The 24,165-nt window shown below is 36.4% G+C and carries 18 protein-coding genes and 1 pseudogene; 3 read left to right on the forward strand and 16 right to left on the reverse strand.

What is annotated here, in order from left to right:
* Positions 1-666 precede the first annotated feature (666 nt).
* Positions 667-2,400, forward strand: a complete 1,734-nt coding sequence (locus NG809_RS07925) for a tetratricopeptide repeat protein (protein WP_262149555.1) — start codon at positions 667-669, stop codon at positions 2,398-2,400.
* Positions 2,401-2,468: 68 nt separating this feature from the next.
* Here NG809_RS07925 and NG809_RS07930 read toward each other — a convergent pair whose 3' ends face one another.
* From NG809_RS07930 to NG809_RS08000, 15 genes are all read right to left on the reverse strand, one after another.
* Entirely contained in the window at positions 2,469-3,143 is a 675-nt protein-coding gene (locus tag NG809_RS07930; RefSeq protein WP_262149557.1) for a hypothetical protein, read from the reverse strand.
* Between the two features lie 9 nt (positions 3,144-3,152).
* Positions 3,153-4,013, reverse strand: coding sequence for a dTDP-4-dehydrorhamnose reductase (rfbD, locus tag NG809_RS07935; RefSeq protein WP_262149559.1), 861 nt, complete (start codon positions 4,011-4,013; stop codon positions 3,153-3,155).
* Between the two features lies 1 nt (position 4,014).
* A complete protein-coding gene (locus NG809_RS07940; protein ID WP_262149560.1) occupies positions 4,015-4,500 on the reverse strand; it encodes an acyl-CoA thioesterase in 486 nt (161 codons plus the stop codon).
* Positions 4,501-4,568: 68 nt separating this feature from the next.
* A complete protein-coding gene (locus NG809_RS07945; protein WP_262149562.1) occupies positions 4,569-5,072 on the reverse strand; it encodes an OmpH family outer membrane protein in 504 nt (167 codons plus the stop codon).
* 73 nt (positions 5,073-5,145) lie between these two features.
* Positions 5,146-5,685, reverse strand: a complete 540-nt coding sequence (locus tag NG809_RS07950; protein ID WP_262149563.1) for an OmpH family outer membrane protein — start codon at positions 5,683-5,685, stop codon at positions 5,146-5,148.
* 2 nt (positions 5,686-5,687) lie between these two features.
* Positions 5,688-8,225, reverse strand: coding sequence for an outer membrane protein assembly factor BamA (gene bamA / locus NG809_RS07955; protein WP_262149565.1), 2,538 nt, complete (start codon positions 8,223-8,225; stop codon positions 5,688-5,690).
* 29 nt (positions 8,226-8,254) lie between these two features.
* Positions 8,255-9,004, reverse strand: a complete 750-nt coding sequence (gene uppS / locus NG809_RS07960) for a polyprenyl diphosphate synthase (RefSeq protein WP_262149566.1) — start codon at positions 9,002-9,004, stop codon at positions 8,255-8,257.
* A gap of 5 nt (positions 9,005-9,009) precedes the next feature.
* On the reverse strand, positions 9,010-9,903 hold the full coding sequence (locus NG809_RS07965) for a DUF6089 family protein (RefSeq protein ID WP_262149567.1): 894 nt from the start codon (positions 9,901-9,903) through the stop codon (positions 9,010-9,012).
* Positions 9,904-10,211: 308 nt separating this feature from the next.
* Entirely contained in the window at positions 10,212-12,701 is a 2,490-nt protein-coding gene (locus NG809_RS07970; RefSeq protein ID WP_262149568.1) for an exopolysaccharide transport family protein, read from the reverse strand.
* A 1-nt stretch (position 12,702) separates the two neighbouring features.
* On the reverse strand, positions 12,703-13,539 hold the full coding sequence (locus NG809_RS07975; RefSeq protein WP_262149570.1) for a polysaccharide biosynthesis/export family protein: 837 nt from the start codon (positions 13,537-13,539) through the stop codon (positions 12,703-12,705).
* A 39-nt stretch (positions 13,540-13,578) separates the two neighbouring features.
* Positions 13,579-14,703, reverse strand: a complete 1,125-nt coding sequence (locus tag NG809_RS07980; protein ID WP_262149571.1) for a glycosyltransferase family 4 protein — start codon at positions 14,701-14,703, stop codon at positions 13,579-13,581.
* A gap of 37 nt (positions 14,704-14,740) precedes the next feature.
* A complete protein-coding gene (locus tag NG809_RS07985) occupies positions 14,741-15,748 on the reverse strand; it encodes a glycosyltransferase family 2 protein (protein ID WP_262149573.1) in 1,008 nt (335 codons plus the stop codon).
* Between the two features lie 113 nt (positions 15,749-15,861).
* Positions 15,862-16,932, reverse strand: coding sequence for a formimidoylglutamase (locus NG809_RS07990; RefSeq protein ID WP_262149574.1), 1,071 nt, complete (start codon positions 16,930-16,932; stop codon positions 15,862-15,864).
* 126 nt (positions 16,933-17,058) lie between these two features.
* On the reverse strand, positions 17,059-18,147 hold the full coding sequence (locus NG809_RS07995) for a glycoside hydrolase family protein (RefSeq protein ID WP_262149576.1): 1,089 nt from the start codon (positions 18,145-18,147) through the stop codon (positions 17,059-17,061).
* Between the two features lie 287 nt (positions 18,148-18,434).
* Positions 18,435-19,583, reverse strand: a complete 1,149-nt coding sequence (locus tag NG809_RS08000) for an alpha/beta hydrolase (RefSeq protein ID WP_262149578.1) — start codon at positions 19,581-19,583, stop codon at positions 18,435-18,437.
* Positions 19,584-19,910: 327 nt separating this feature from the next.
* On the opposite strand from NG809_RS08000, the pseudogene NG809_RS08005 reads away from it, so the two are divergent.
* Together NG809_RS08005 and NG809_RS08010 are read left to right on the forward strand one after the other, a co-directional pair.
* Positions 19,911-20,461, forward strand: a pseudogene (locus NG809_RS08005) (REP-associated tyrosine transposase).
* Between the two features lie 122 nt (positions 20,462-20,583).
* The gene (locus NG809_RS08010; RefSeq protein WP_262149580.1) at positions 20,584-21,261 is read left to right on the forward strand and encodes a hypothetical protein; all 678 of its coding nucleotides are present in this window, start codon (positions 20,584-20,586) and stop codon (positions 21,259-21,261) included.
* 300 nt (positions 21,262-21,561) lie between these two features.
* Here NG809_RS08010 and topA read toward each other — a convergent pair whose 3' ends face one another.
* The gene (topA, locus tag NG809_RS08015; RefSeq protein ID WP_262149581.1) at positions 21,562-24,135 is read right to left on the reverse strand and encodes a type I DNA topoisomerase; all 2,574 of its coding nucleotides are present in this window, start codon (positions 24,133-24,135) and stop codon (positions 21,562-21,564) included.
* Positions 24,136-24,165: the final 30 nt, after the last annotated feature.

A 24,165-nucleotide genomic window follows, 5' to 3' on the forward strand; every position in this document is an offset into this window, starting at 1 on the left:
TGCTCATTTTCGGGAAGTCTGAAGTAATTTCTACGTTTGATATAGGCATACTACGCTCCTAAAATGAGTGTGCAAATTTAGGAATATTTTTCAAATCACCAAACATTTACTACAAAATATTTTGATTTTTAGTGATTTACGGAATTTTGGGGGAAATCAGAAAGTAAACAACCTGACCGGTACGAATGATTCTAACAATTACTTTAGAAAAAATTCTTAAAAGTAAACCAGTTTTGTCCAGATATATTTTACCAAACTTCGAATAAACTTTGTGCATTATGTTAAGTAATAATGTCAGATTTAAAAATAAAAAAAACACTTACCCGGGAACGAATAAGTGCTGCAATTTCCATCATTTGTATTAGTAGAATCTACATGCGTAAAAAATAAACGTGGTTACTAGTTCATTATTTTTAGCAGGATTAACATCTTTTATTAAATTAAATTTCGTAAAATTAAATTTTAAAAGAAAGATATTCTACTCCTTTAAGCTGTTCCAAAATTATGTTAACTTTGCCACGAGCGCAAAAGTAGCGGGTGGACAAATGGGTGGACATTTTTTACAACATTGATTTTCACAATATTATAGATTTAAAATTTTAAAAATATTTTATTCTAAAACTTTAACCAGCGATATAAAACGACATCAGTAGATAAAATAATGGCATGAGTAAACTTGTAACTGTTCTGTTTTTTGTTTTTATTGGAATTTTTGCCAGCGCAGGCGTAACCGCGCGCAATAATTATTCGCTTTCAGACAAAAAAGCGATAGAGAAAATTGCAGAAAACAAGACAGCTTTTACAGATAAAACTACAAAGGAGTTTAAACTTTATCTCCATTCAGCAATAAAGAGAAACCGGTTTTCAAACAAAAACACCGAAATTGTAGTCAGTAATGTTTTTTCTGCTCTGAAATATGCACAGGAAAAAGATATGCTAAATAATACAAGTACAAAACTTTTTGAAAACGCACTCACTATTTCCAAAGCCGAAAAAAGATCAGACCTCACCATCTGGGTTTCTCTTAACTATGCATTTTATTTTTACACATACAGAAGATATGAGAAATGCTTTCCACTGTTTATGTACTGCATCGAAGCTCTGGATGAAAATACTGATGAACAGATCATTCAAATCAGCGAGACCTACAAGAAGATTGCTTACTTTCTGACTACTACAAATGACAATGCCAAAGCAGAAGAGTTCCTGAAAAAAGCTTTTCATTACGCCAATCCCAAAGCAAATGATGCTGCCGGCATTCTTAATAATCTTGGATTCTGCAGTCTGGAAAAGAAAAATTATGCAGAAGCTGAAATGTATTTTAAAAAAGCTCTTTCAACCGCTCTGAAATCCGGCGACCATGTGCGCTATGCCAAAGCATTGGGAAGTCTTGCAGATCTTGAACTGAGGAAGAAAAATTACGATAAAGCGATCTCCCTGCTTCAGAAGGATATTGAAATCTCCGAAAAACAGGAAAGTGATCAGAATACAATGTTTGCCTTAAACTTATTGAGTAATGTTTACTTTGAAAAAGGAGATCTTCAAAGTGCAGAAAAGTATCTTGAGGAAGCGAAAAAATATGCAAAATCAAAAAGTCATTTCAGAAGTTTTGAATATCAGATCATGGAAACAGTTCTGAAAATTGCCAAAATGAAAGGTGACGATCAGCAGGAACTCACCGCGAGACGAAGACTTGAAAAACTGAAAGATTCCCTGATGGATTTTGATGCGAAAGAAACTGTACTGCGCGTCGGATGGGAAGCGCAGAAAAAACAGCTCCAGCTGAAACTTGCCAAAGACAAAGCCGAACTTGAAAAAGAATCATATTTAAAAATCTCTGCAATCATCGTGGCTTGCATGCTTCTTATTCTGATGGTATTTATCATTCGGTCTTACCGTCATAAAATGCGGAGTAAAAAAGGTGAATACGACAAAAAAGTGCTCACGCTGATGATTGAAAAAATAAAATCTGAAAGCAAACTTAATAATACACACAAAACCCTTCAGTCTTATCAAACTTATCTTTCAGAAAAAAACAGACAGATCGAGGAACTTGAAATGGAAATGCAGAAGGTCAAAAACTCTTCGTTTTCTGAACTGGAGGAAAAAGCAGGCGACTTACAGAAACTGCTGGAATCTCATTTGATGACAGACGAAAACTGGAAAAACTTTAGAAATGCTTTCATCCAGAAATATCCAACACATTATAAAGAGCTGACCAGTCAGTTTCCTGACCTTACGGATTCAAACCTCAGAATTATTATTCTTACCAAATTAAATATGAATAATACCGAAATTTCGCGCCTTCTCGGTGTTACGATTGATGCTGTGAAAAAAGCCAAGCACAGACTGAGGAAAAAATACGAAAACGACCACGAAAGTCTTTTCGAACAGATTTAAAAAGACGATTTTTTACTTTGAGAAAAGTTTACAAAAAAACCCGAGGAAAATTCTTCGGGTTTGAGTTTTTATTTTCGGGTATAAATTAATCTTAAAAAATCTCCGTAAGAACTTTCGAGACCAACGATGTCTCCGGATTTTAAATTCAAACCGCCCACTCCCGATTCATCGGCTTTCACTTTTGAGGATGATGCCTGAAAATAATAGGATGAGCTTTGATCTTTCACCTGAAATTTCAAAGTGGAACCTAACAGTTTTTTAGTGGAGATTGTATAAACTTCCGCAGCGATCGCAGGAATTGTGAGATAGGATCTCGGTTCCAAAATATAATCTTTTCTGTTTACACTGATCTTCTGGTCTTTTTCTGAAGATGCAAATATGAAAATCGACCCATCCTTTTTTGGAAGGCTTGTTTTATTTACATAATATAAATTCAGTCTGTAATGCGCAGCATCAAATTTTGAAGGCGAACCGTCAACGGTTTCAAAAGGCTTTAATGAAAAACTGTTGGCACCGATTTCTTTTGCTTTTCTGTAGACAGAAGAAAATACAGCTGCATCATCATTAGAAAAACCTCTGACTTCCAGTTCGCCCAAATACTCGGCTTTTTCACTGTTTTCTGACAGAAATACAAGTGACTTGTCCGTATTGTCATTAACCTTTTCAACCTTGTTCAGAAGAACATCCTGTGAAAAGATGATTTGTGAAATCAAAACGAAAATCAGAATATGAATTTTATTCATTTATTGGAATTAATTTTTAAGAATTGTAACTGCATCCTGAAGACTGTTTTCCCAATGTTTAGGTTCGATCTTATATACTTTTTCGATTTTGTCTAAATTCATGGTGCTTCTTTTTGGTCTTTTTGCCGGAGTTGGATATTGCTCGGTTGTTAAAGGGTTCAATTTTACTGAAGATCCTGAAAATTCAGCAATTTTTTTGGCAAACTCAAACCATGTCGTTTCGGGATAGTTCGAAAAATGGAAAATTCCAAAGGTTTTTGGTTCGGTATCAATGATTTTTAAAATTGCCTCTGCCAAATCGTTTGCATTGGTTGGCTGGCCAAACTGATCGCCCACAATTCCCAATTCATCTTTTTGTGAAAACAGGTTAAGCATCGTTTTCACAAAATTCTTATTGAACTCAGAGTAAAGCCATGAAGTCCTGAGAATAACTGTTTTTGGATTATTCTCCAATGCCAGCTCCTCACCTTCTCTTTTAGAAGCTCCGTAAACTCCAATCGGGCTTGTGAAATCGTCTTCGGAATAATCTAAATTGGTTTCACCATCAAAAACGTAATCTGTAGAAACGTGAATTAATGTTGTTTTGTATTCTTTACAGACTTCTGCCAGATTTCCAACTGCAACAGCATTTACAGCAAATGCTTTCTCTTCTTCTTTTTCGGCCAGATCAACTGCGGTGTAGGCCGATGCGTTGATGCAGAATTCCGGTTTATTGTCGTAGAAAAAATCATCAATCTGATCTTTGTCTGTAATATCTAAAGTTTTTGAATCTGTAAAAATAAATTCATATCTGCTTTCAAAATCGAAAGCAAGTTTTCTGATACAGTTTCCTAACTGTCCGTTTCCGCCAATAACTGCGATTTTTTTCATATTAAGAATTTTTTGCGTTTTGTGATCTTAAAAATTTTACTCTCGACTGGAAATCTTTCTGCTCAAGGTCAACAAAGAATTTACCGAAAGTTTCGATGATTTCCGGAGGATGCGTTTCTGATCTTCTGGTTTTCATATTAAAATAAATAACGGTAACCCACATCACGGCGTGAATGGTTTTTTCGTCAGGACTTTTCATCAGAATCTCAACTTTTGCAGTACGCTCATTGATCTCTATGGTTTTACTGCTGATCACCACCTCATGATTGTAACGGACTTCTCTGAGATAAGCAATTTCGTTCTGAACCGTAATCCATGTACATCCTGTTTTTTTGGTATATTCTTCATAGGTAAAGCCATAGTAGGTTTCTACATGATCTTCTCTGGCATTGAACATATAATCCAGATATTTCACATTATTCAGATGACCTATCGGATCACAGTCACTGAATCTGACTTTTACCGTTGTTGCAACTTCTTTTTCCATGGCACAAAAATAAAAAAACCACCTTTAATAAAGAATAAAGGTGGTGATTATTATTTGGAATTAAAAAATTATTTAATAGCCAGTTCTTTTTTTACAGCATCTGTAATGTCCGGTCCGTTTTTATAAACCAGTGAAGTAGAGTTACCATCCATTACAAATTCGTAACCTCCAGCTTTAGAAACTTTTTCAATTGCAGCGTTTAGTTTTGCTTCAATTGGGTTGAAAGCTGCATTTTGTTTTGTATCAAGATCTTTTCTAGCTTTCTCTTGCATAGCAGTGATTTCGTCCTGAAGCTTCTTCATTTCGTCACCTCTCGCTTTGTTTTCAGCTTCAGTCTTAGTTTGAGCTTCCTTCATGTAAAGGTCATACTTTGTTTGAGCTGCTTCCATTTTTTTCTTGATTTCAGCTTCTTTAGTATCTGCAAAAGCTTTAAGATCTGTATCCGCCTTCTTTTTTTCCGGCATTGCATTCAATACTCCGAATACATCCAAAGTAGCAACTTTTTGCGCTTTAGCCATTCCGAAAGAGGCCATCATCAATATCGCTGCAAATAATACACTTAATTTTTTCATAATAGGTAAATAGATAATTTTGTTTTTTCTTTGATTGCAAAAATAGTAAAAAGTTAATTACTGCAACCGGAATTTATTTTTTGCTCTTTTTTTCTTTGTCTGTTCCTTTTAAAAGTATGTCTAAAACCTTATCGGTGTAATCATATCTCTTCTGAAGGAAAATTACATTGTTGTCTGTTTTATCAAGAACCATGCCCAGCCCGTTTTTTTCAGACATCCTTTGGATTGCTGCCCAGATCTGATCCTGAAAAGGCGTCATCAAATTGGCTCTAAGCTTACTGATTTCTCCGGTAGAACCAAATCTTAAACTTGTTGTGGTCTTGATATTTTTTTCTAAATCCAAAACTTCCTTTTCGCGAAGTCTCAGCTGATCGCCAATCAATAAAACTTTTTCGTTTTCAAAAGCTGCTCTTTTCCTTTCATATTCAGACTGCTGGTTTTGCAGGTCATTCTGCCAGGTATCAATCTGAGAATTCAATCTTGCCTCGGCTTCTTTGTATTGAGGAAGCATTCCCAAAATATATTCTGTATCAACGACACCTATTTTCTGAGCATTCACAAATGAAAATGCGGAAAATACGAATAGAAAAATAAAAGCTTTTAAAGTTTGCATAATTATAAAGATTGGTTCATTAAGAAGTGCGTCTTCCAACCTGCAGGTTCTGTTCCTAATACTGTTTTGTCGAAACCGTATGCGAAGTCGAAACCAATTAAACCAAAGGCTCCCATGTATACTCTAACACCCACACCTACTGATCTTTTCAGTGTAAACGGATTATAATTTGACCATGAGTTCCAAACGTTACCACCTTCTGCAAAAGTTAATGCATAAATTTTGGCCGTCTGATTCATTGAGATTGGATATCTTAACTCTAACGTAAATCTGTTGTAAATAGTACCTCCACCTGTAGGAGTAATATCATCTAACTGTCCGCCGTAAGTGGAAGCATTTTCATAACCTCTTAACGGAATAAGCTCTCTACCGTCAAATCTACCTCCGAAAAGACCGGTTCCACCAACGTAGAATCTTTCAAATGGCGGAGCTCCCAATGCTTTGTCATATCCATCCATAAAACCCATTTCTGCGGAAGATCTTAAGACAAGTTTGCCTAAAACTTCGTTGTAAACATCAGCTTTAAATTTAATTTTATAAAATTCCATCCACTTATATTTCTCTACAGGTGTCATAGAAGAATAGTTTCTGGACTTAAACAATGAATATGGAGGAGTAAATTTACCTGACAATTCAATATTTGAACCCATTGTAGGGAAGATAGGATCGATTCCGGCCGAGTTTCTGCTTAAACCTATATTTAAACTTAAGTTATTTGCCGTACCGTACAATTCTGTAGACGTACCAAATTCAAAAGGATAATTGCTGAAATTATACTTCTGGAACTGAAGACCTGTGTACAGTGAGAAATAATCATCCGGCCATCTTAAAAGTCTGTTAAGACCTACTGATGCCGAGAAAATATTCAATCTCTGATCCGGACCGTTGAACTGGCTGTAATTTACTCTTGAGTTGTTTAGACTTACAGAAAGTGCTGTAGGTTTTGTACCGAACAACCATGGCTCTGTAAATGAAATCCCGTAATTCTGGAAATACTGCCCCGCCTGAGCCTGAATAGACAAGGTCTGCCCATCACCCTGAGGTACAGGTCTAAAGTCTTTAAATTTAAGGAAATTTCTCAGTGAGAAGTTATTGAATGTAAGACCTAAAGTACCGATAAAACTGTTACCACCGTAACCTGCCTGAAGCTGAACCTGTGAAGATCCTTTTTCAACAAGCTTCCAGTTTAAGTCTACTGTATTGTCCTGCTGATTTGGGTTGATATCCTGCCCGATCTGCTGAGGATCGAAGAATGACATCCCTGCCAAATCGAAATAGGTTCTTTTGATTTCAGATTTTTTGAATAGCTCACCCGGTTTTGTTCTCAACGAACGGAGAATTACGTGGTCATGAGTGGTGGTGTTTCCTTCCCATGTAACACGGTTCCAGGTAGCCTGCTCTCCTTCATTAATACGGATTTCCAGGTTTACGGCATCTCCGCTTACTGATTTTTCTACCGGCGTAACGTTTGAGAAAAGGTAACCGTTATTCATGTACATCGATTTGATGTCTGAATCATCTTCTTTACCTCCGTCTTCACCAACTTTTTTGTTGAAACCTACCGCATCGTAGATATCACCTTTCTTGTACCCCAGAATTCTCTGAAGATATTCTGTAGGATACACTGTATTTCCGGTAAAAGTAATATCACCGATGTAATATTTTTTACCTTCAGACAATTTTACGTTGATTTCGTAATTATTCTTTTTATTTCTCCAGACAGAATCTGAAACAATTTTAGCATCTCTGTACCCCAAAGAATTGTAATAGTTCACAAGGCTCTGTTTGTCTTCAGTATACTTTTCTTCAATGAATTTAGACGATTTCAAAATTCCTCCAATCCCGAATCTCTTCTGTTTGGTTTCTTTGAATGCTTTTTTTCTAAGTTTAGCATCGGTCACGTTTTCGTTCCCTTCAAACTCGATATGGCTTATTTTGATTCTTTTGCCTTTGTCTACATTGATCGTCCAGTCTACCATATTCGGATCATTGGCATTCACCTTATCCTGAATGCTGATGCTGGCGTCTGCAAAACCTTTCTTCACATAATCTTTGGGAAGATTGGTTTTAAGACTTGAAACAAGGTTCTGAGTAATCTTCGTTCCAGGCTTCAGATTATTATCTTTTGCCAGTTTTTCGTTTTTAGATTTCCCGATACCCTTTCCTGTAAATTTAACTTCTCCAAGTTCCTTAAGATCCTGAAGATAAAATTTTAAAACTACAGTTTGTCCTTCAATGCTCTCTACATACACTTCAACTTCAGAAAAAGACTGCGTGTCCCAAAGCTTTTTGATCCCATTACTGATCTTCTGCCCCGGAATATCTACAATCTCTCCTTTCGACAGACCTGTGAATCTCAGAACCTGAGCAGGTGTGTATTTTTTTACCCCATCCACAACAATATCTTTAAGGGTGTAAGTTCCCGCTTGATTTTCTGCCAGTATGCTTGTATTCACAGCGGTACTGTCTTGTGGTGTTACTTGTCCATAAAAATGTGCAGAAGCTGCAAACATGATGATGGGTAATAATCTAAACTTCATTTTATCGTAGTCTTTCTTTTCTAAAAAATTTACTGGATTTTGATTTGCTCTCCCGTGAGGCCATATCTTCTTTCTTTGTTCTGATAATCTACAATACATTGAAAGAAAACATCTTTTGTAAAATCTGGCCAAAGAATATCGAGAAACTGCAGCTCGGCATACGCAATCTGCCAAAGCAGAAAATTGCTGATGCGTACTTCACCGCTTGTTCTTATCAACAGATCTACAGGAGGGAAATTTTTTGTATATAAGTAATTTTCGAATAGTTGTTCGTTAATATTTTCAACTTCAATTTTTCCTTCTTTCACATCGGTACCGATTTTCTTCACCGCATTCAGGATTTCTTCCTGAGAACCGTAGCTGATTGCCAGAATCAGGTTGCCTTTGGTATTATCTTTGGTAAGATCTACTACATGCAGCAATTGATCTCTTACCAATGATGAAAGCTTATCTACGTTTCCAATAACATGCAGACGCAGGCCTTTGGTGAAAATCTCTTCAGCTTCCAGAAGCAGTGTTTCGGTAAGCAGATTCATCAGTGTGCTAACTTCCTCTTCAGGACGCTTCCAGTTTTCTGATGAAAATGTGTACAGAGTAAGGTAAGGAATCTGAACTTCATTACATGCGTTAATAGCATTTCTTACAGCATCAATGGCATTTTTGTGGCCAAACGTTCTTTCTTCACCCCTCGATTTTGCCCATCTACCATTACCATCCATGATGATTGCAACGTGCTGTGGTAATTTTTCGGGGTCTATTTTATCTTTAATCAACGACATAATAATTAATCACAATAACAAGGCGGTCTTCCGAATGAATAGGTAAGACCAAGGCTGAAGGTATTCAACCAATCTCTTGATTCACCGTCACCTACATTTCTGTTTCTGATAAATTCTGCTTCTCTTTCTTTAGAAACAATAAAATAATTTCCTGTTTCAAGTAATGAACCTCCGGTGGAAGGACTCAAAATTTCTGCATTATAGCTTGAGTTTACATCTGTTCTAAGAACTTTACTGTGATCCAGCTGATCTGTAACTGCAAGTCTGAAAGTTGCTTCTGCAAAAACTGCCCATCCGTGGTTGAATTTATATTTCAAACCTACACCAAAAGGTACAACAGGTGCTATTTTTTTTCCTAAAGAATAATCTACAGTCGTTACAAAATCAAGTTCATCAATCGGTGCCTGAGCCACTCCGTTGGCATCTCTTCTGTAATCGTGTCTTACCGTAGCTTTTGGAGCATCAAACATAATCCCTCCGAAACCTGCAAATACATAGGGACTTAACATACTCATCTGCTCGTTGTTTACAGGGAAAAGATTGTATTCGAATAGTAAACTTGCTTCGTAGATATCATTTTTCCCGAAAGAATTACGGTTTCTTCTGTATTCTTCTTTTGCAGCCTTATCGCTGAACTGTACCTGGTTGTAACCAACGTCTAATCGGATAGTTTGATAAGGATTAAAATTAAATCTGTATAATAAACCACCGTAAAAAGGAAATCCCCATTCAGAAGCTCTGTCTAAATCCAAAGGTTTTTGCAGGATATAATTTGTTTTACCAATATCGCCAACAAGATTACTCATCCCCAATCGAATTCCCAATTCGTTTCTTTGAGCTTTCACTGATACCATTACACTAAAAATGGCAAGGAAGCTAAACAATAATTTTTTATTCATAAAAGAATACGGATTTATGGTTATTTTAAAATTTAATTTTTGCAAATATAAAACATTTTTATATTAATGATAATCTTAATGATTAGTTAAAAATAAACAAAAAAACATAATTAATATGTAACTAAACGGCAAAATGTTAAAAATATTCTTTTTCTGCTATTTTACACGGTTTTTTAAAAATTTTGCAGGGCTTTTTTATTTTCCTTAAAGATGATAAAAAAATAATTTTTTATTTAAAATCTTTTCATAATAAAACCCGCCCAGATCTACGACCAAAAGAGAAAACCCTCAAAAAAGAGGGTTCACATCTATTTTTTGTTAAAAAACTCACGCAGTTTATTCCTTACTCTTATTAACAGAGGCTCTTTGTAGTTTTTGTCTTCATCAAAATATCCGTAACCATAGCCATAACCGTAGCCATAACCATAGCCGTAACCCTGTTTGGTATTGTAATCATTATAAACAATTCCCAAATGCTTAATTTCGTTGTCGTTGTATTTTTCAGCAATCATTTTAAGCATATACTTTTCGGTATACTCGTGTCTTACCACATATAAATTGGCATCAGAATGCTTCATCAGTTCAAATGAATCTGCTACCAGACCTACCGGCGGCGAGTCGATTACAATAAAATCATACATTGTACGAAGCTCATCAATGAACTGCATATTCTTTTCGCTCATCAGCAATTCAGACGGATTCGGAGGAATAGGTCCGGATGTCGCTACGTCCAGATTCGGGATTCTTGTCTTATTGATGATCTTATCGATCCCTACTTCACCAGTGAGGTAATTTGAGATACCAAATTTATTATCGATGTTAAAATCATTGAAAATTTTCGGTTTTCTTAAATCCATTCCCAGCAAAATTGTTTTCTTATCACTTAATCCCAATACTGAAGAGAGGTTGATAGAAACATAGGTTTTACCTTCTCCACCGACAGATGATGTTATAAGAATAACTTTACTCTTATCGCTCTCACCAGACAGGAATCTCATATTCGCCCTGATTCCCCTGAAGGATTCTGATACAGAAGATTTCGGCTGCTCCAGCACAGTAAGCATATTGTCTCCACTGGCATTATTTCCGATAACTCCCAAAAGCGGAATTTTGGTAACACTAAGAAGCTCCTTTATATTTCTGATTTTTGTATCCAGGAATGCTCCGATACCAATGAAAAATAGAGGTAGCAACAGCAGCCCACCCATAATCATCGACTTAGTTCCTTTCACATTCGGTCCGATAGGTCCCTGACCAAGATTTTTTGCAGGGTCAATTACCGAAATATCAGATTTATTGGTCGCAAGTCTCAGCTGGCTCTCATTCTGTCTTGATAAAATGCTGTTGTATGTAGCTTCAATCATATTGTAGCCACGCTCAGCATCCAGATATTTTCTCTGTTTTTCAGGGTAAGTATCAAGATCCATGTTGGCATTGCCGATTTGCTGATCGATTTTTGAAATTTCTGTTGTGTAAACTGTATGGTAATTTCTCAAAGCACCGTTGGAATTCACTCTGGCCTCACTGATGAGTCTGTTGATTTCCTTCATCGGTTCAGAATTGGGTGTGTAAATCGCTGCCATCTCCCTTCTTTTGGCGTAAAGCGCCTTCATCTCAGAAATTGAAGCCTGAAAAAGCCCGTCTTCAAAACCTGCAGCAGTGGTGCTGATCATTTTCTCAAAATTCTGCCCGTCTACACTGTTTCTAATCGTGTTGAGGGAAGTAAGTTTGCTTAAAAGATCTGCTTTCTTGGTTTCAAGTTCTTTTATTCTTTCTAAAGATTTCTCATCTCTGTTTTTGATATCGTAGAGTTTCTCTGATGTCTTCAGATAGTTCATTACCTGAGCACTCGAATCCAGTTTTTTTCTGATTGCTTTCAGATTTTCTTCAAGATATTCTTTGGTATTTTCATCCAAAATATTTTTATCTGCAAACCTTTTCTTCTGAAGTTCAGCAACAGATTTATTCAGAAAATTCACCGTACTGTTAAGATTATAACCTGTTTTGGTAATAATCATTATGGTATTGATTTCTTTATCAAAATCTACCGCCATTGTCCCGATAATGTTATTTACAGCATCGTTTACGGTGGAAAGTTCTACAATTATATTATCCAGTTTTATCGCCAGAGTTTTAGGATTTGGTACCAATCTGAATCTGAGATTTGGCGTGGTGTACCATTCATTAACTTTAACAGTTTTGTTTGCAGGTCTCGTAAAGGCATCAACATTATGATAACCTTCATACTCGTAATTGTAGAGATTTGTAGATTCCCCTTCTTCCGGTAGTCGAACTTCGTAAGTGCCATTAGCTTTTGGCAGTAGAGTGATGGGATAGTTGACCTGCTGAAGATGCTTTTTGTCAATTTCTATAAAGACAGGTGAATCTTCCTTATCCAGATACGTTGCTTTAATGATACCTTTTGTTCTGTAATTCACGAAAAGCCCCAACTCCTTTACTAAAAATTCGTTGTGAGTACGCGAAAGCAACATTTTCTTCAGATAAATCCCGTCCTGATTTCCACCCTGTCCCCAAATGAAATTGATGGATTGATTAGGTGTAAAATAACTTGCTGTATTGTTTGAAACACTTAAGGATAAATTTGACGCATAAATATTCTGAGCGTAGTACTTTCCGTAAACATAGGCAATTCCGTAGCCCAACATCAGCATCAGCACAAACCAGTACCAGTTTCTGATTACTCTTCTTATAAAATGCTCAATATCAAAAATCGCAAATGAACCCGTTTTCTCCTTAGGCTGAATTTTATCTGTCTTATTTTCTCTTTCCGGAATCATATTATAGATTTTTGATAAGTAGATACACTGATAAAGCCGTAGTAAATACAGAAACTCCGCTTATAATTGTCTGTACCGGATCCTTTCCGAATCCGTTAAGACTTCTGCCTCTTGTGGTAAGATAAATTTCGTCCCCGTTTTGAACGTAAAAATATGGTGAATTCATTACATCTTCTCTGGTAAGGTCAATTTTTGCTCTTTTAATTCCCTCAGGTAATTTTCTAAGAATAACAATGTTTTTTCTGTCGATTGTTCTGTTTAAACCACCGTTGATCGAAATTGCTTCCGATAAAGTGAGCGTATTTTTCATCACGACTTTTTCACCTGTCATACCTGTAGTTTCTACATCACCTAAAACATAGTATGTGATTCCTGCAGTATTTAAACGAACCTCAGATTTGCCTTCCTGAAAATTTTCGTTTACTTTGTCCTGAATATCTTTAGCAATATCTTCAATGGTTCTTCCCTCTGCTTTTACAAAGCCAATCCCGAAAATATTGATATCTCCGTTGGAATCAACTTTTAATCCCGTAAAATATATCATCGCATTTCCACCTGTTCCTGCGCCTCCAGCAACACTGATGTTGTTTACAGTAGATCCAGGTGCATTCATGCTGCTGTAAAACTGCGCTGCATCTCCTTTAGGTGTAGTTACAATATCCAATTTCAGGATATCATTTTTAGTAACTCTATATATAGGGATATTATATGGTATGAGTCCTTCTTCATTGATTACCAGACTTTCGCTGGGCTGCATATACTTTACATCTTTCGGTGCTATGCAAGATGAAAGAAAGAATGGTAAAAGTAGAAACAGGTAATAATTCAAATTTTTCATTACTGAATAAAATTAATTTGCAAAAATAGAAATTTAAAGTTAAGATTGTGTTTTTAGTTTTTGAACCTTTGTGACAATATCCGGCAGGTATGCTCCTAAAAAGCCAAGAGACAAGACAACAAGCAGCAGAAGATTCACATCAATATGCCTCAGAAAATATGCAACAACGATAATAAAAAGATAATAACACATGATATAAAAGCTTGATCTCCGGTGCGTAAGATTCATCCTGATCAGTTTGTGATGAATATGATTCTTATCTGCCTCAAAAGGTGATTTTTTGTTGATGCATCTTATGATGATCACATTAAGCGTATCTACAATAGGCAAAATTAATATCGCCACAGCAATTGCCGGCGCAGATTTCAGATGATAACGAGGCATATTTGGAATCTCTCGATCAATAAAAATATCAATAAAACAAACTGCTGTAAATGCAAGCAAAAAGCCTAATAGCATAGAGCCTGTATCACCCATAAATATTTTGGTAGAGCGGTAATGTGAAAGATTATAATATAAAAAAGCCAAAACAGATCCTATAATACACACCGAAAGAATTACCAACGGATAGTTATATTCTCCTAAACGATAATAACTCATACCAAAAAGCGCACTGCAGAGAAGCGAATACCCTCCGGCCAAACCGTCGATGCCATCAATCAAGTTAAAAGCATTAATTAAAATAATAAAGGTAACCACAGTAAAAATAACGCTGATAAAATAATTGAGCTCATAAACACCAAAAATCCCGAAAAGACTTCTGATGCGCACGTCTGAACCCATCACCAATACCACCGAAACCAAAATCTGGGCAATCAGTTTTTTGTAGGCTCTCATCACCATAATATCGTCCATTACGCCTACGTAAAGGAGAATAACCAATGAGGCAAAAAGAAATTTATAAAGATCAAAAATCTCGTGGGCAAAAATCGAAGCGCAAATTCCTATAGAATAAAAAATAGCGATACCGCCAAGATTGGGTATTTTCCTGAGATGAGAACTTCGCTGTCCCGGCTCATCCATCAGGTTTTTTCTACGGGAAATTTTAATGATTGTAGGTACTGAAAAATAGGTAATGACGAATGAGAGCACTAAAGCCAAGCCTACTTTCAGATAAAAAAAGGGAAGTCCTGTTTGCAATAAGAACAATTCAAAATTCTTCATTCTTGTTTGTGTACAGCTTTTAAATCAGCAGAAGATCTTACAGTAATCTCTTTAAAACTCCGTAAAGACCGCTGAAATAAAGCAGATAATAAATTTTTTTTTTCAACGGCAAAGATAACAGATAATTTCTATCAAAACGATTGTAAATCAATATATCTTTAAATTTAACATTCCGTTCCTGCATAAAATCCCTAAGTTTTTTGCTCATTATTTTAAACAAATTCTCATCCTTTACAAATGCGAGATAGGCTAAAAAAGTATAAACCCCTTCAAGAATCTGAAAGTTCTTAAGTTCATTTAATTTGTTTGAATAGGAAGATTTTTGAAATTCAGTTTCTACATCTTCCACAGCCTTCAAAATATCCAAACCTTTTTCGGTATGGGTTTTTGAAATAGAATTGGTGCGCTCCAGATATTGATAGTGAAAATTCTGGGTCTGAGCCAGTGTTTTACATTCCAGTAATAGCTGCGGAATAAGCTGAATATCTTCAAAATGAACTCCTTTTTTAAATCTTTTAGTCTGAAAAAGTTCTCTTCTAAACAATTTATTACACGCAAAATAACTTAAATCTGAAAAAACGGAAAAATTCTTTTCCAAATCAATTTTCTCAGGCATATTCGGAATTTGGGTGAGTTTTTGAGTGACGTTTCCATGCTCATCCACTTTCTGAATATTGCAGATCACCATTTCGGCATTATGTTTTACAGCCAGATTCAGCATTTCTTCAAACATTTTGTCAGAAACATAATCATCACTGTCTACAAAACCTAGATAATCTCCGGAGGCGTGGTCTATCCCGAAATTTCGGGCGTCGCTTAAACCTCCGTTTTCTTTGGTGAAAGCTTTTATTTTTGAAGGAAATTCAGCAGAAAAACCATCGATAATTGTTTGTGAACCATCGGTGCTTCCGTCATTTACCACAATGATTTCAATATCCTGTAAAGTTTGATTCACCAAAGACAACAGGCATTTTTCCAGATATAATTCCACATTATAAACCGGAACAATGATCGAAACCGTGTTTGTCTTTGATTGATCTGTCATTATTTTAATTTGTCTACCAGCATTTCGCAGCTTCGCAGCTCAAAATTGTTTGTATATTCACTTTACTCTACCAATATTCCGCGACCTCGTCGCTTCGCTTTATATAATATACTTTAGCCCTTTGTAAATCTCGGACTCAACCAACCTTTTTTGGCATCGTCAAAATCTTTTCTTGAGCAGGGAATACAGTTTTCAATATTTTCATCATCGCCAAAATACCACAGACTGCTGAAGGTATCGCGTTTAAAAGCATACTGCCTGTCGTTGATCAGTACATAAAAAAGTTCATACTGTCTTTCTTTCGGATGAGATTTTTGGATATTGATTCCTTCAATCAAATACCAAATCATTTGAGCTAAAAGCTGATGATTGAGTTGATTTTCAGTGTAAATATTATAATTGAAGATTCCGACTGATTTTAAATTTTCACTTAAACCAATTTCTTTCATGTACGCACAAATTTCTCTTCTGTTTAAACCATTCACCTGCGGATTTACCGAAAAAGCATCACTAAAACTTTCAACAGCATCACAATTAACGGTTACCAAATCTGCTTTTCTGAAAAAAGGTTCAGTTTTCTCAGTAGAATTCATCATTTCAGCCAAACGGACGATATCGAACTCTACTTCCTTGATAAGTTTTACAGAATCTGCCTCATTTAAATGTTTCTGATAACCCAGATGATGATAATTTTTAATTGAAAAATTTTTAGAGCCGAAAATCTTTCCTAAAAAAGTATGTTCGTTGATTTCCTCGCCTTGTTTTAAGGAAATGATATTGCTGATCTGCGTATAATTAATATTTTGCTGATGAAAATTTAATCCTGAAAAGAGAGAAAAAGCAAAGTCGTTGGATCCGCCGATAATCACAGGAATTGCCCTGTTGTGATGGCAAGCCGACAACACTTCCTGAAGAATATAGTGTGAATCTTCCACAGATTTTCCGGAAACCAAATCTCCCAAATCCACAATCGGGATATCAAAATCCAGTTGAGACAGTCGGTAAAACTCTTTACGAATGGCTGTAAAATCCTGAACTTCAGTTTCGCCGCCCGCACCACGGTAATCTGAAATGAAAAGCAAAACAATACTGTCTTCCTTAATTTCTTTGGTAATTCTGTTTCCTATCTGCCAGTTTTCTGTTCTGAAATTGCGTGGCGAAATGATAAAATCTTCAAAATTCATGCTTCAAGCTCCTTTAATAGCCTCAAAAATATTAAAATAAAATGATTTTTACGATTAAAAAACCATCAACAAAACTTCGTTGATGGTTCTACAGTAATAAATATTAAGAATTAAGTATGATAAAATTTAATGTTTCAATATCTCAAAAACAAAAGTGGTAGAAGTTTCAAATTTCCCGCCTTGAGTAGCACCGAAAAGAAATTGTGGCTTTTCACCCGCTTTATCCATCAAAATCATCGGCCTTTCCAGTCTTCCGAATCTTTTCAGATGTTTCGGTGGTTCTGGCTCGGTAACGTATTTTTTTAAATCCAGATAGCCAACTTCAGGTTTCGTCCATTTGACACCATCTTTTGAGCTTAAGTGCAAACCATATTCATGATTAAAAAATCCCATATCTCTTGCAATCATATGGAATTTTCCTTTCTGCTTCCAGACAAAAGCATCTTCCAGTTGTGCATTATCCGGTAGATTTGAAAAATCAATCACTGGATTTTCGGAAACTTTTACATAAGGTCCTTCGGGTTTCAAGGCTTTTGCCAAGCCATATTTCCGGTTTCCGCGGACGGTTCCTTTTTGGTTTTCATATTCTTTGGTATTCCATGATTTGTAAAACAGCCAGTATTTTCCGTCGTTTCCTTTTACAAAAGCCGGATTGGTTGTGCAGTGATCATCCCAATCACCTTCTCTTCCATTGGGAAGCAGCGGCTGATCGGGTCTTATCCATTCGCCGTCCAGACTTTTTGCAGTAGCCAAACCAATTTTCTTTGTATTCGTTTTCCCATTGGAATTTCCCATGAAAAACAAATAATACTGATCATCAACCTTTTTAATTAAAGGATTATGACAGGTAGTGGCATCCCAAAAGCCTTTTCCTCTCGGACTTAAAATCACTTCCTTATGTTCAAACCTTTCAAAAGGAGAGTTGGCTTCTGCACGACAGATTTCAGAACCGTTGAGCCAGCCACCCATCCCTTTTTCTTTTTTCCATCGGGAATAAAAAAGATGTACTTTTCCATCTTCGCCCCAGATCGGAGACGAGCACCAAATATAATAACCCTCGAGTTCCAGCGAACGTCCGATAGGTTTTAATTTAAAATAAGGCTGATCTGAAAAAGAAAATGTTTTGGTAAAAGATGAACCTAAAAATGCCGCCGCCAGACTTAAGCCTGAAAGCTGTATAAATTCTTTGCGGGTAAGATTTTTAGATTGGCTCATATCATCAATATCGTCAGAGCCAATTTAGGAGGATTCATCTGGCAGAGCATCCTGCACTTTAGGGTGGCTTTAAAATAGAACTAAATTGATTTTAGAATTCGAAAATTATCTCTGAATTACCAACGCCGCTCAACAGTATCTTTGTCATTCAGTATGAATCTCAAAAAACTAAAAATATATCAGTGTAGATTCCTACGGAATGACAAAATGAATGCTTGTCTTCTATGATGGCTAAAAATGAAAAATCATACATTTTAATCTCAACATCAATTTTAAACCTCAAAATATTACCTTTTGGTCTGCGTCACAGCATAAAAAAACCGCTCCACAGAATACATCGAAAGCTGACCCGCAGGACCATTCAGGTTATACTCAAAACCATGCGTTCCCCAGGGAATTGTGAGTAAATAATTTTTCACATGATGTTTATCTAGTTCTTTTTTCAACATTTCACTTTGAATATGCCAAACGTGAGCATCAAGACAGCCGTGAGCCAACAATGTAGGAGTCGTATTGGCATTGACATGAAAAATTGGTGATTCGGCAATATATTTTTCAGGAACTTCTTCGGGTGTTCCTCCTAAGAAATCTCTCTGCACTTCTCTGGAATCCATGATCAAAGGATTGTCGGGATTTTTATAGCTCCATGGCATATCGATCGCTCCATAAAATGCCGCAACCCCTTTTACCCCGCTTTCGTGTCCGGTGTAAGCCATCGTTAAAACAATGGATGCGCCTGCCGATCTTCCCATCAGAACAATATTCGTGGTGTCAATTTTCAATTCTTCAGCGTGTTGACGAATCCATTTAAATGCAGAATGGAGATCTTCCTGCTGAGCCGGACTTGGGAATTTTGGAGCTAATCGATAATTGATCGTTGCTACCTGATAACCTGCATTGGCAAAATAATTATTGGCTGCAGCGATCTCACTGTTATCACCACGTTTCCACGATCCGCCATGCACAACGATCAGACACGGACGAACACCGGGAACGGCTGAAGGTGTGAAATTTAAAGTCAGATCAACGCCATCGGTTTTTGCATAATGATAGGTTTTAAAAGGAATATCTTTCGCCCCATTTCCGGTAAACATCTGTAAAAAGCTATATGGTTTCTTTTGATGAAAACCTTTCATATCTGCATCTTTTACTCCAAATGATTTTTCAAGATCTTCACTTAAGTGACTGCCAACATTATAAGCCCGCACAATGGGCGAACCGAGGATCACAAAAGTAATTATGCCTAAAATAAGCGACAGTTTTCTGAATCTTTTTGAATACCAACTCCAAACCAGCAATGCCAATGCAACCAGCATAAATACCCATGGAAATTCGGGAACGGCAATGCCAACATACCATGTGCTTTGACTTGGTACGGGGAAAAAATTCACTAAAGAAAGGATGAACAAAATGATAATCAGGATGAGACGGATCATAGTTATGGTTTGAAATAAGATACGATTTAATTTAAGGTTTAGATTTATTTAAAATTTTTGTGTCTTTAAATAAATTTCCTTCATAAAATCCAAGAAAACCAGTCGAATGCTCCCGCTATAAAAAAAATATAACCAGATAGTGTAATTTAGTTTTATAAACGGGAACGAGCGGGACGCTCGCACCAGCGAAAAAGAATGTTTTAAATATATGAGTATTATTTATATTTGATTAAAAATAAATAATGCTGGTCGAATAACTTTAAAAGTTTACGCTTAAACGCTAGCGCGAGCGTCACGCTCGTGCACGCACACTAAAACATAAAAAACATGAGCAGAAAATATAAGTTCCATGATAAAGAAGGCGCTTACTTCATCAGCTTTGCGACCGTATTTTGGATAGACCTCTTCAGAAGAATGGAGTATTTTGACATCATAATTAATTCTTTAGATTATTGCCGTAAAAATAAAGGAATGATTATTTTTGGATATTGTATAATGCCAAGTCACATACACTGATTGTTCCGTTCGGCGGATGGTAAGCCATCTGAACTCATTAGAGACTTTAAAGGCTTTACTTCAAAAAATTGATTGAAGCAATTAAGGAAAACAACAAGGAGAGCAGAAAAGAATGGATATTATGGATGTTTAATAAAGCTGGAGCAAGAAATTCAAACATTAAAAATCATCAGTTGTGGCAACAGAACAATCAGCCAATTGAGATTTGGTCTTTAAAAGTGTTTGAACAAAAATTAGATTACATTCATCAAAATCCTGTAGAAAGTGGTTTCGTTATAGAACCATGGGAGTGGAAATACAGCAGCGCAAGAAATTACTGTGATGATTTTGATGATGTTTTGAAAATTGATATTAATACTTGATGTTATTGGTGCGGACACGAGCGGGACGCTCGCGCCAGCGAGGAATTACAGCGTAGACAAGAAAATTGGTTAAATTATCTTAGAAAAAATAACCTAGGACTAATAAAAGCTTTTGAAATCAAATGAGAAAAATATTCACTACATCTATTGTATTAGTGTCATTTTTAAACTGTTACGGTCAATTAAAAAACGAAAAAGTTTATATAAATATTATTTCTATTTTAAACAGACCTGATAAAAAATATGATAAAAGGGTGTATTATGAAATAGTAAATTTAAATGATGAAGATATAAAAATTATTCTCGATCCCAATATTTTGAAAGGCAATAAAGATTATCAACTTTTCGGATCTGATGTGGATGAAAAGTTAAAAGTTAATCAAGTAAAAGCAATGATTTATGATTCAGAAAACAAATTGATTATAACTCAACATGCTGCTCTACCAAGCAGAATGAATGATGCTTTAGTTGAAAATGATCCGAAGAGATACGTTAGAGAAAATACCTTAACTATCAAAGCATGCTCAAAAGTTCAATTATCTGTGACAATTCCAATTGCAGATAATTGCTCACATTGCAAACTAAAGTTAGTATTTGCTGATTCCTATATTATTAAGCCAAATGAATTTTACAAATTACAAATATCTATTAATCCTAAAGAAATTTTGGAAAAATATCCTGATGCGATAGATCATGTAGACCGTTACTACTGGTCACAAATAGATTCCGAACTATTTGTTTTCAAAAATCAGATCAGATCTGACAATGATGGCTATGATATTGATGAGTACATCTTTTAAATCAATTATGAGTTATTTAATTAAATGATACACTGTAAAAGCAAATATTTAAAAACATCCTATGTATAACAAAAGACAACATCTAATGTATAAATAAGTTCAGTTTTTTTCAGCAATACTTTAATATGGTATTGATTGTCCCAGATAAAATGAGATTTTTTTTGCATTTCAAATGCAAAACGACACCATCCCAACGCTGGTGCGAGCGTCCCGCTCGTACCCACTGCACACAAATACAAGCAACCAACAAAAAAGCACAGACCAAAAAATCTGTGCTTTAATATTTTATAAAAGAGAATACTATTTCTTCGCCGCCGGCTTCTTCACCGCAGGTTTTTTAGCAGCAGTCGTTGCCTTTTTCGCAGGAGCTTTCTTGGCTGCAGGTTTTTTCTTTTCTGCAAAAGCTTTTGGATCCTGAGCGGTAATCCATTTTTTAACCTCATCGATGGAGACTTCTTTCAGGTCATCTGCTTCGTATTTGGTATCGTCTTTTTTCCTTGGAATTTTGTAGATGTTTTTTCCGTGTTTTACGATTGGGCCCCATCTCGCATTTTCAATAGAGATCTTTTCTGATTCCCAATGCTGGATGTAACGGTTCGCTTCTTTCTCTAATTTAGCTTCCACCAATTCGTTGATGTCACTCTGAGAAAGATTTTCGAAGTTATAACGTTTCGGAACGTTGATGAAAATACTTTGGTATTTAATGAAAGGACCGAACCTTCCCGTTCCTTTTGTGATCGGCTCGCCTTTGTAAGACGCAATTGGCGCATCTGCCAGTTTCTTTTCTGCAATGATTTCTTCTGCACGCTCCTGCTTAATAGCAAGCGGATCTTCTCCTTTCGGAATGCTGATGTACGTTTCGCCCCATTTCACATAAGGACCGAATCTTCCGACACCAATAGAAACTGGTAAACCATCGACTTCATTTAAATCAAATGGAAGCTTGAACAGTTCCAAAGCATCTTCTAAAGTAATCGTAGCAATGTTCTGTCCGGATAAAAGTGATGCAAAAACCGGTTTTTCTTCATCATCCTGCTCGCCAATCTGAATCATCGGACCAAATCTTCCGATTCTTGTGGTTACATTCTTTCCGGTTTTTGGATCTACACCCAAAAGTCTTTCTCCGTTGGCACGGTCGGCATTTTCTTCTACATCTTCTATTCTCGGATGGAATTTTGAGTAGAAATCAGTCATCATTTCTTTCCACTTCTGTCCGCCATTGGCGATTTCGTCGAAACTTTCTTCTACTCTTGCGGTAAACCCGAAGTCAAGAATTTCGCTGAAATTATCGGTTAGGAAGTCATTTACCACTTCACCGATGTCTGTAGGAACGAATTTATTTTTGTCGCCCCCGAATTTTTCGTCGAGAACTTCTTTTTTGATTTTGTCTTTTACAAGAGACATTTTCAAGATCTCACGAACCTGAGCGTCAATCTCTCTCTTATCAACATATTCACGGTTCTGAATGGTCTGAATAGTCGGTGCATACGTAGACGGACGACCGATTCCCAGCTCTTCAAGCTTTCTTACCAAACCTGCTTCGGTATATCTCGCACTCGGTCTTGTGAATTTTTCTGTTGCTGTAATTTTTTTATAGTCTAATACTTCGCCTACAGTTACTTTCGGCAATAGTTTTTCGTTGTTTTCTTCGTCGTCGTCTTCTGTTTTTACAATTCCGTAAGCTTTCAGGAAACCATCGAAAATGATAACTTCACCTTGCGCTTCAAAATGCTGAGGAAGTTTGGCATTACCAATTTCGATGACCGTTTTTTCGATTTTAGCATTTGCCATTTGCGAAGCCAGTGTTCTTCTGTAAATTAATTGATACAGTTTGCTCAACTGAACGTCACCAATAGTTTTTACAGAGAAATCTGTCGGACGAATTGCTTCGTGAGCTTCCTGTGCAGAAGATGATTTGGTAGTATAGTTTCTTGGAGAAGAATATTCTGCTCCGTATTCTGATAATATTTGCTTTTTTGCACCTTCAATTGCTTCCTGAGAAAGGTTGACAGAGTCGGTTCTCATATAAGTGATGTGACCTTCTTCGTACAGTCTTTGTGCAAGACGCATCGTGTTGGTAACATTGTAACCTAATCTTGAAGACGCTTCCTGCTGAAGTGTAGAAGTGGTAAAAGGTGCAGATGCAGAACGGCTTCCTGGTTTAGTTTCTACATTGAGAACTTTAAATTCAACCGTTTTTGCCAGTTCAAGGAATTTTTCTGCCTCTTCTTCTTTATCGAAATCTTTTTTGAGTTTTGCAGCGATTTCCTGAGAGGTTTTGTTTAAAAAGATTCCATCTAATTTAAAGCTTGCTTTCGGTACAAAAGCACGGATTTCTTTTTCTCTTTCCACCACCAAACGTACAGCTACCGATTGCACTCTTCCTGCAGACAATCCCGGTTTTACCTTCTTCCAAAGTACGGGAGACATTTCGAAACCTACGATTCTGTCGAGAACTCTTCTTGCCTGTTGAGCGTTGACTAAGTTCTGATCAATATCTCTCGGATTGTCGATGGCTTTTAGAATCGCATTTTTGGTAATTTCGTGGAAGACAATTCTCTTTCTGTTGTCGGGTTTCAGTTTCAATTCTTCTGCCAAATGCCATGCGATGGCTTCCCCTTCACGGTCTTCATCGGAAGCAAGCCACACCATTTCGGCTTTCTTTACGGCAGACTTTAATTCTGTTACCAATTTCTTTTTGTCGGCAGAAACTTCGTAATCCGGACTGAAGGTGGCCAGATCTATTCCCATTCCTTTTTTAGGCAGATCACGGATGTGCCCAAAGCTGGACTTCACCTCAAAATCGCTACCTAAATATTTCTGAATAGTTTTTGCTTTGGCCGGAGACTCGACGATTACTAAATTTTTCGACATTCCTGAAATTTTTGCAAAAGTAAGCCTTTT

This window comes from Chryseobacterium foetidum (assembly GCF_025457425.1).
Taxonomy (GTDB): domain Bacteria; phylum Bacteroidota; class Bacteroidia; order Flavobacteriales; family Weeksellaceae; genus Chryseobacterium; species Chryseobacterium foetidum.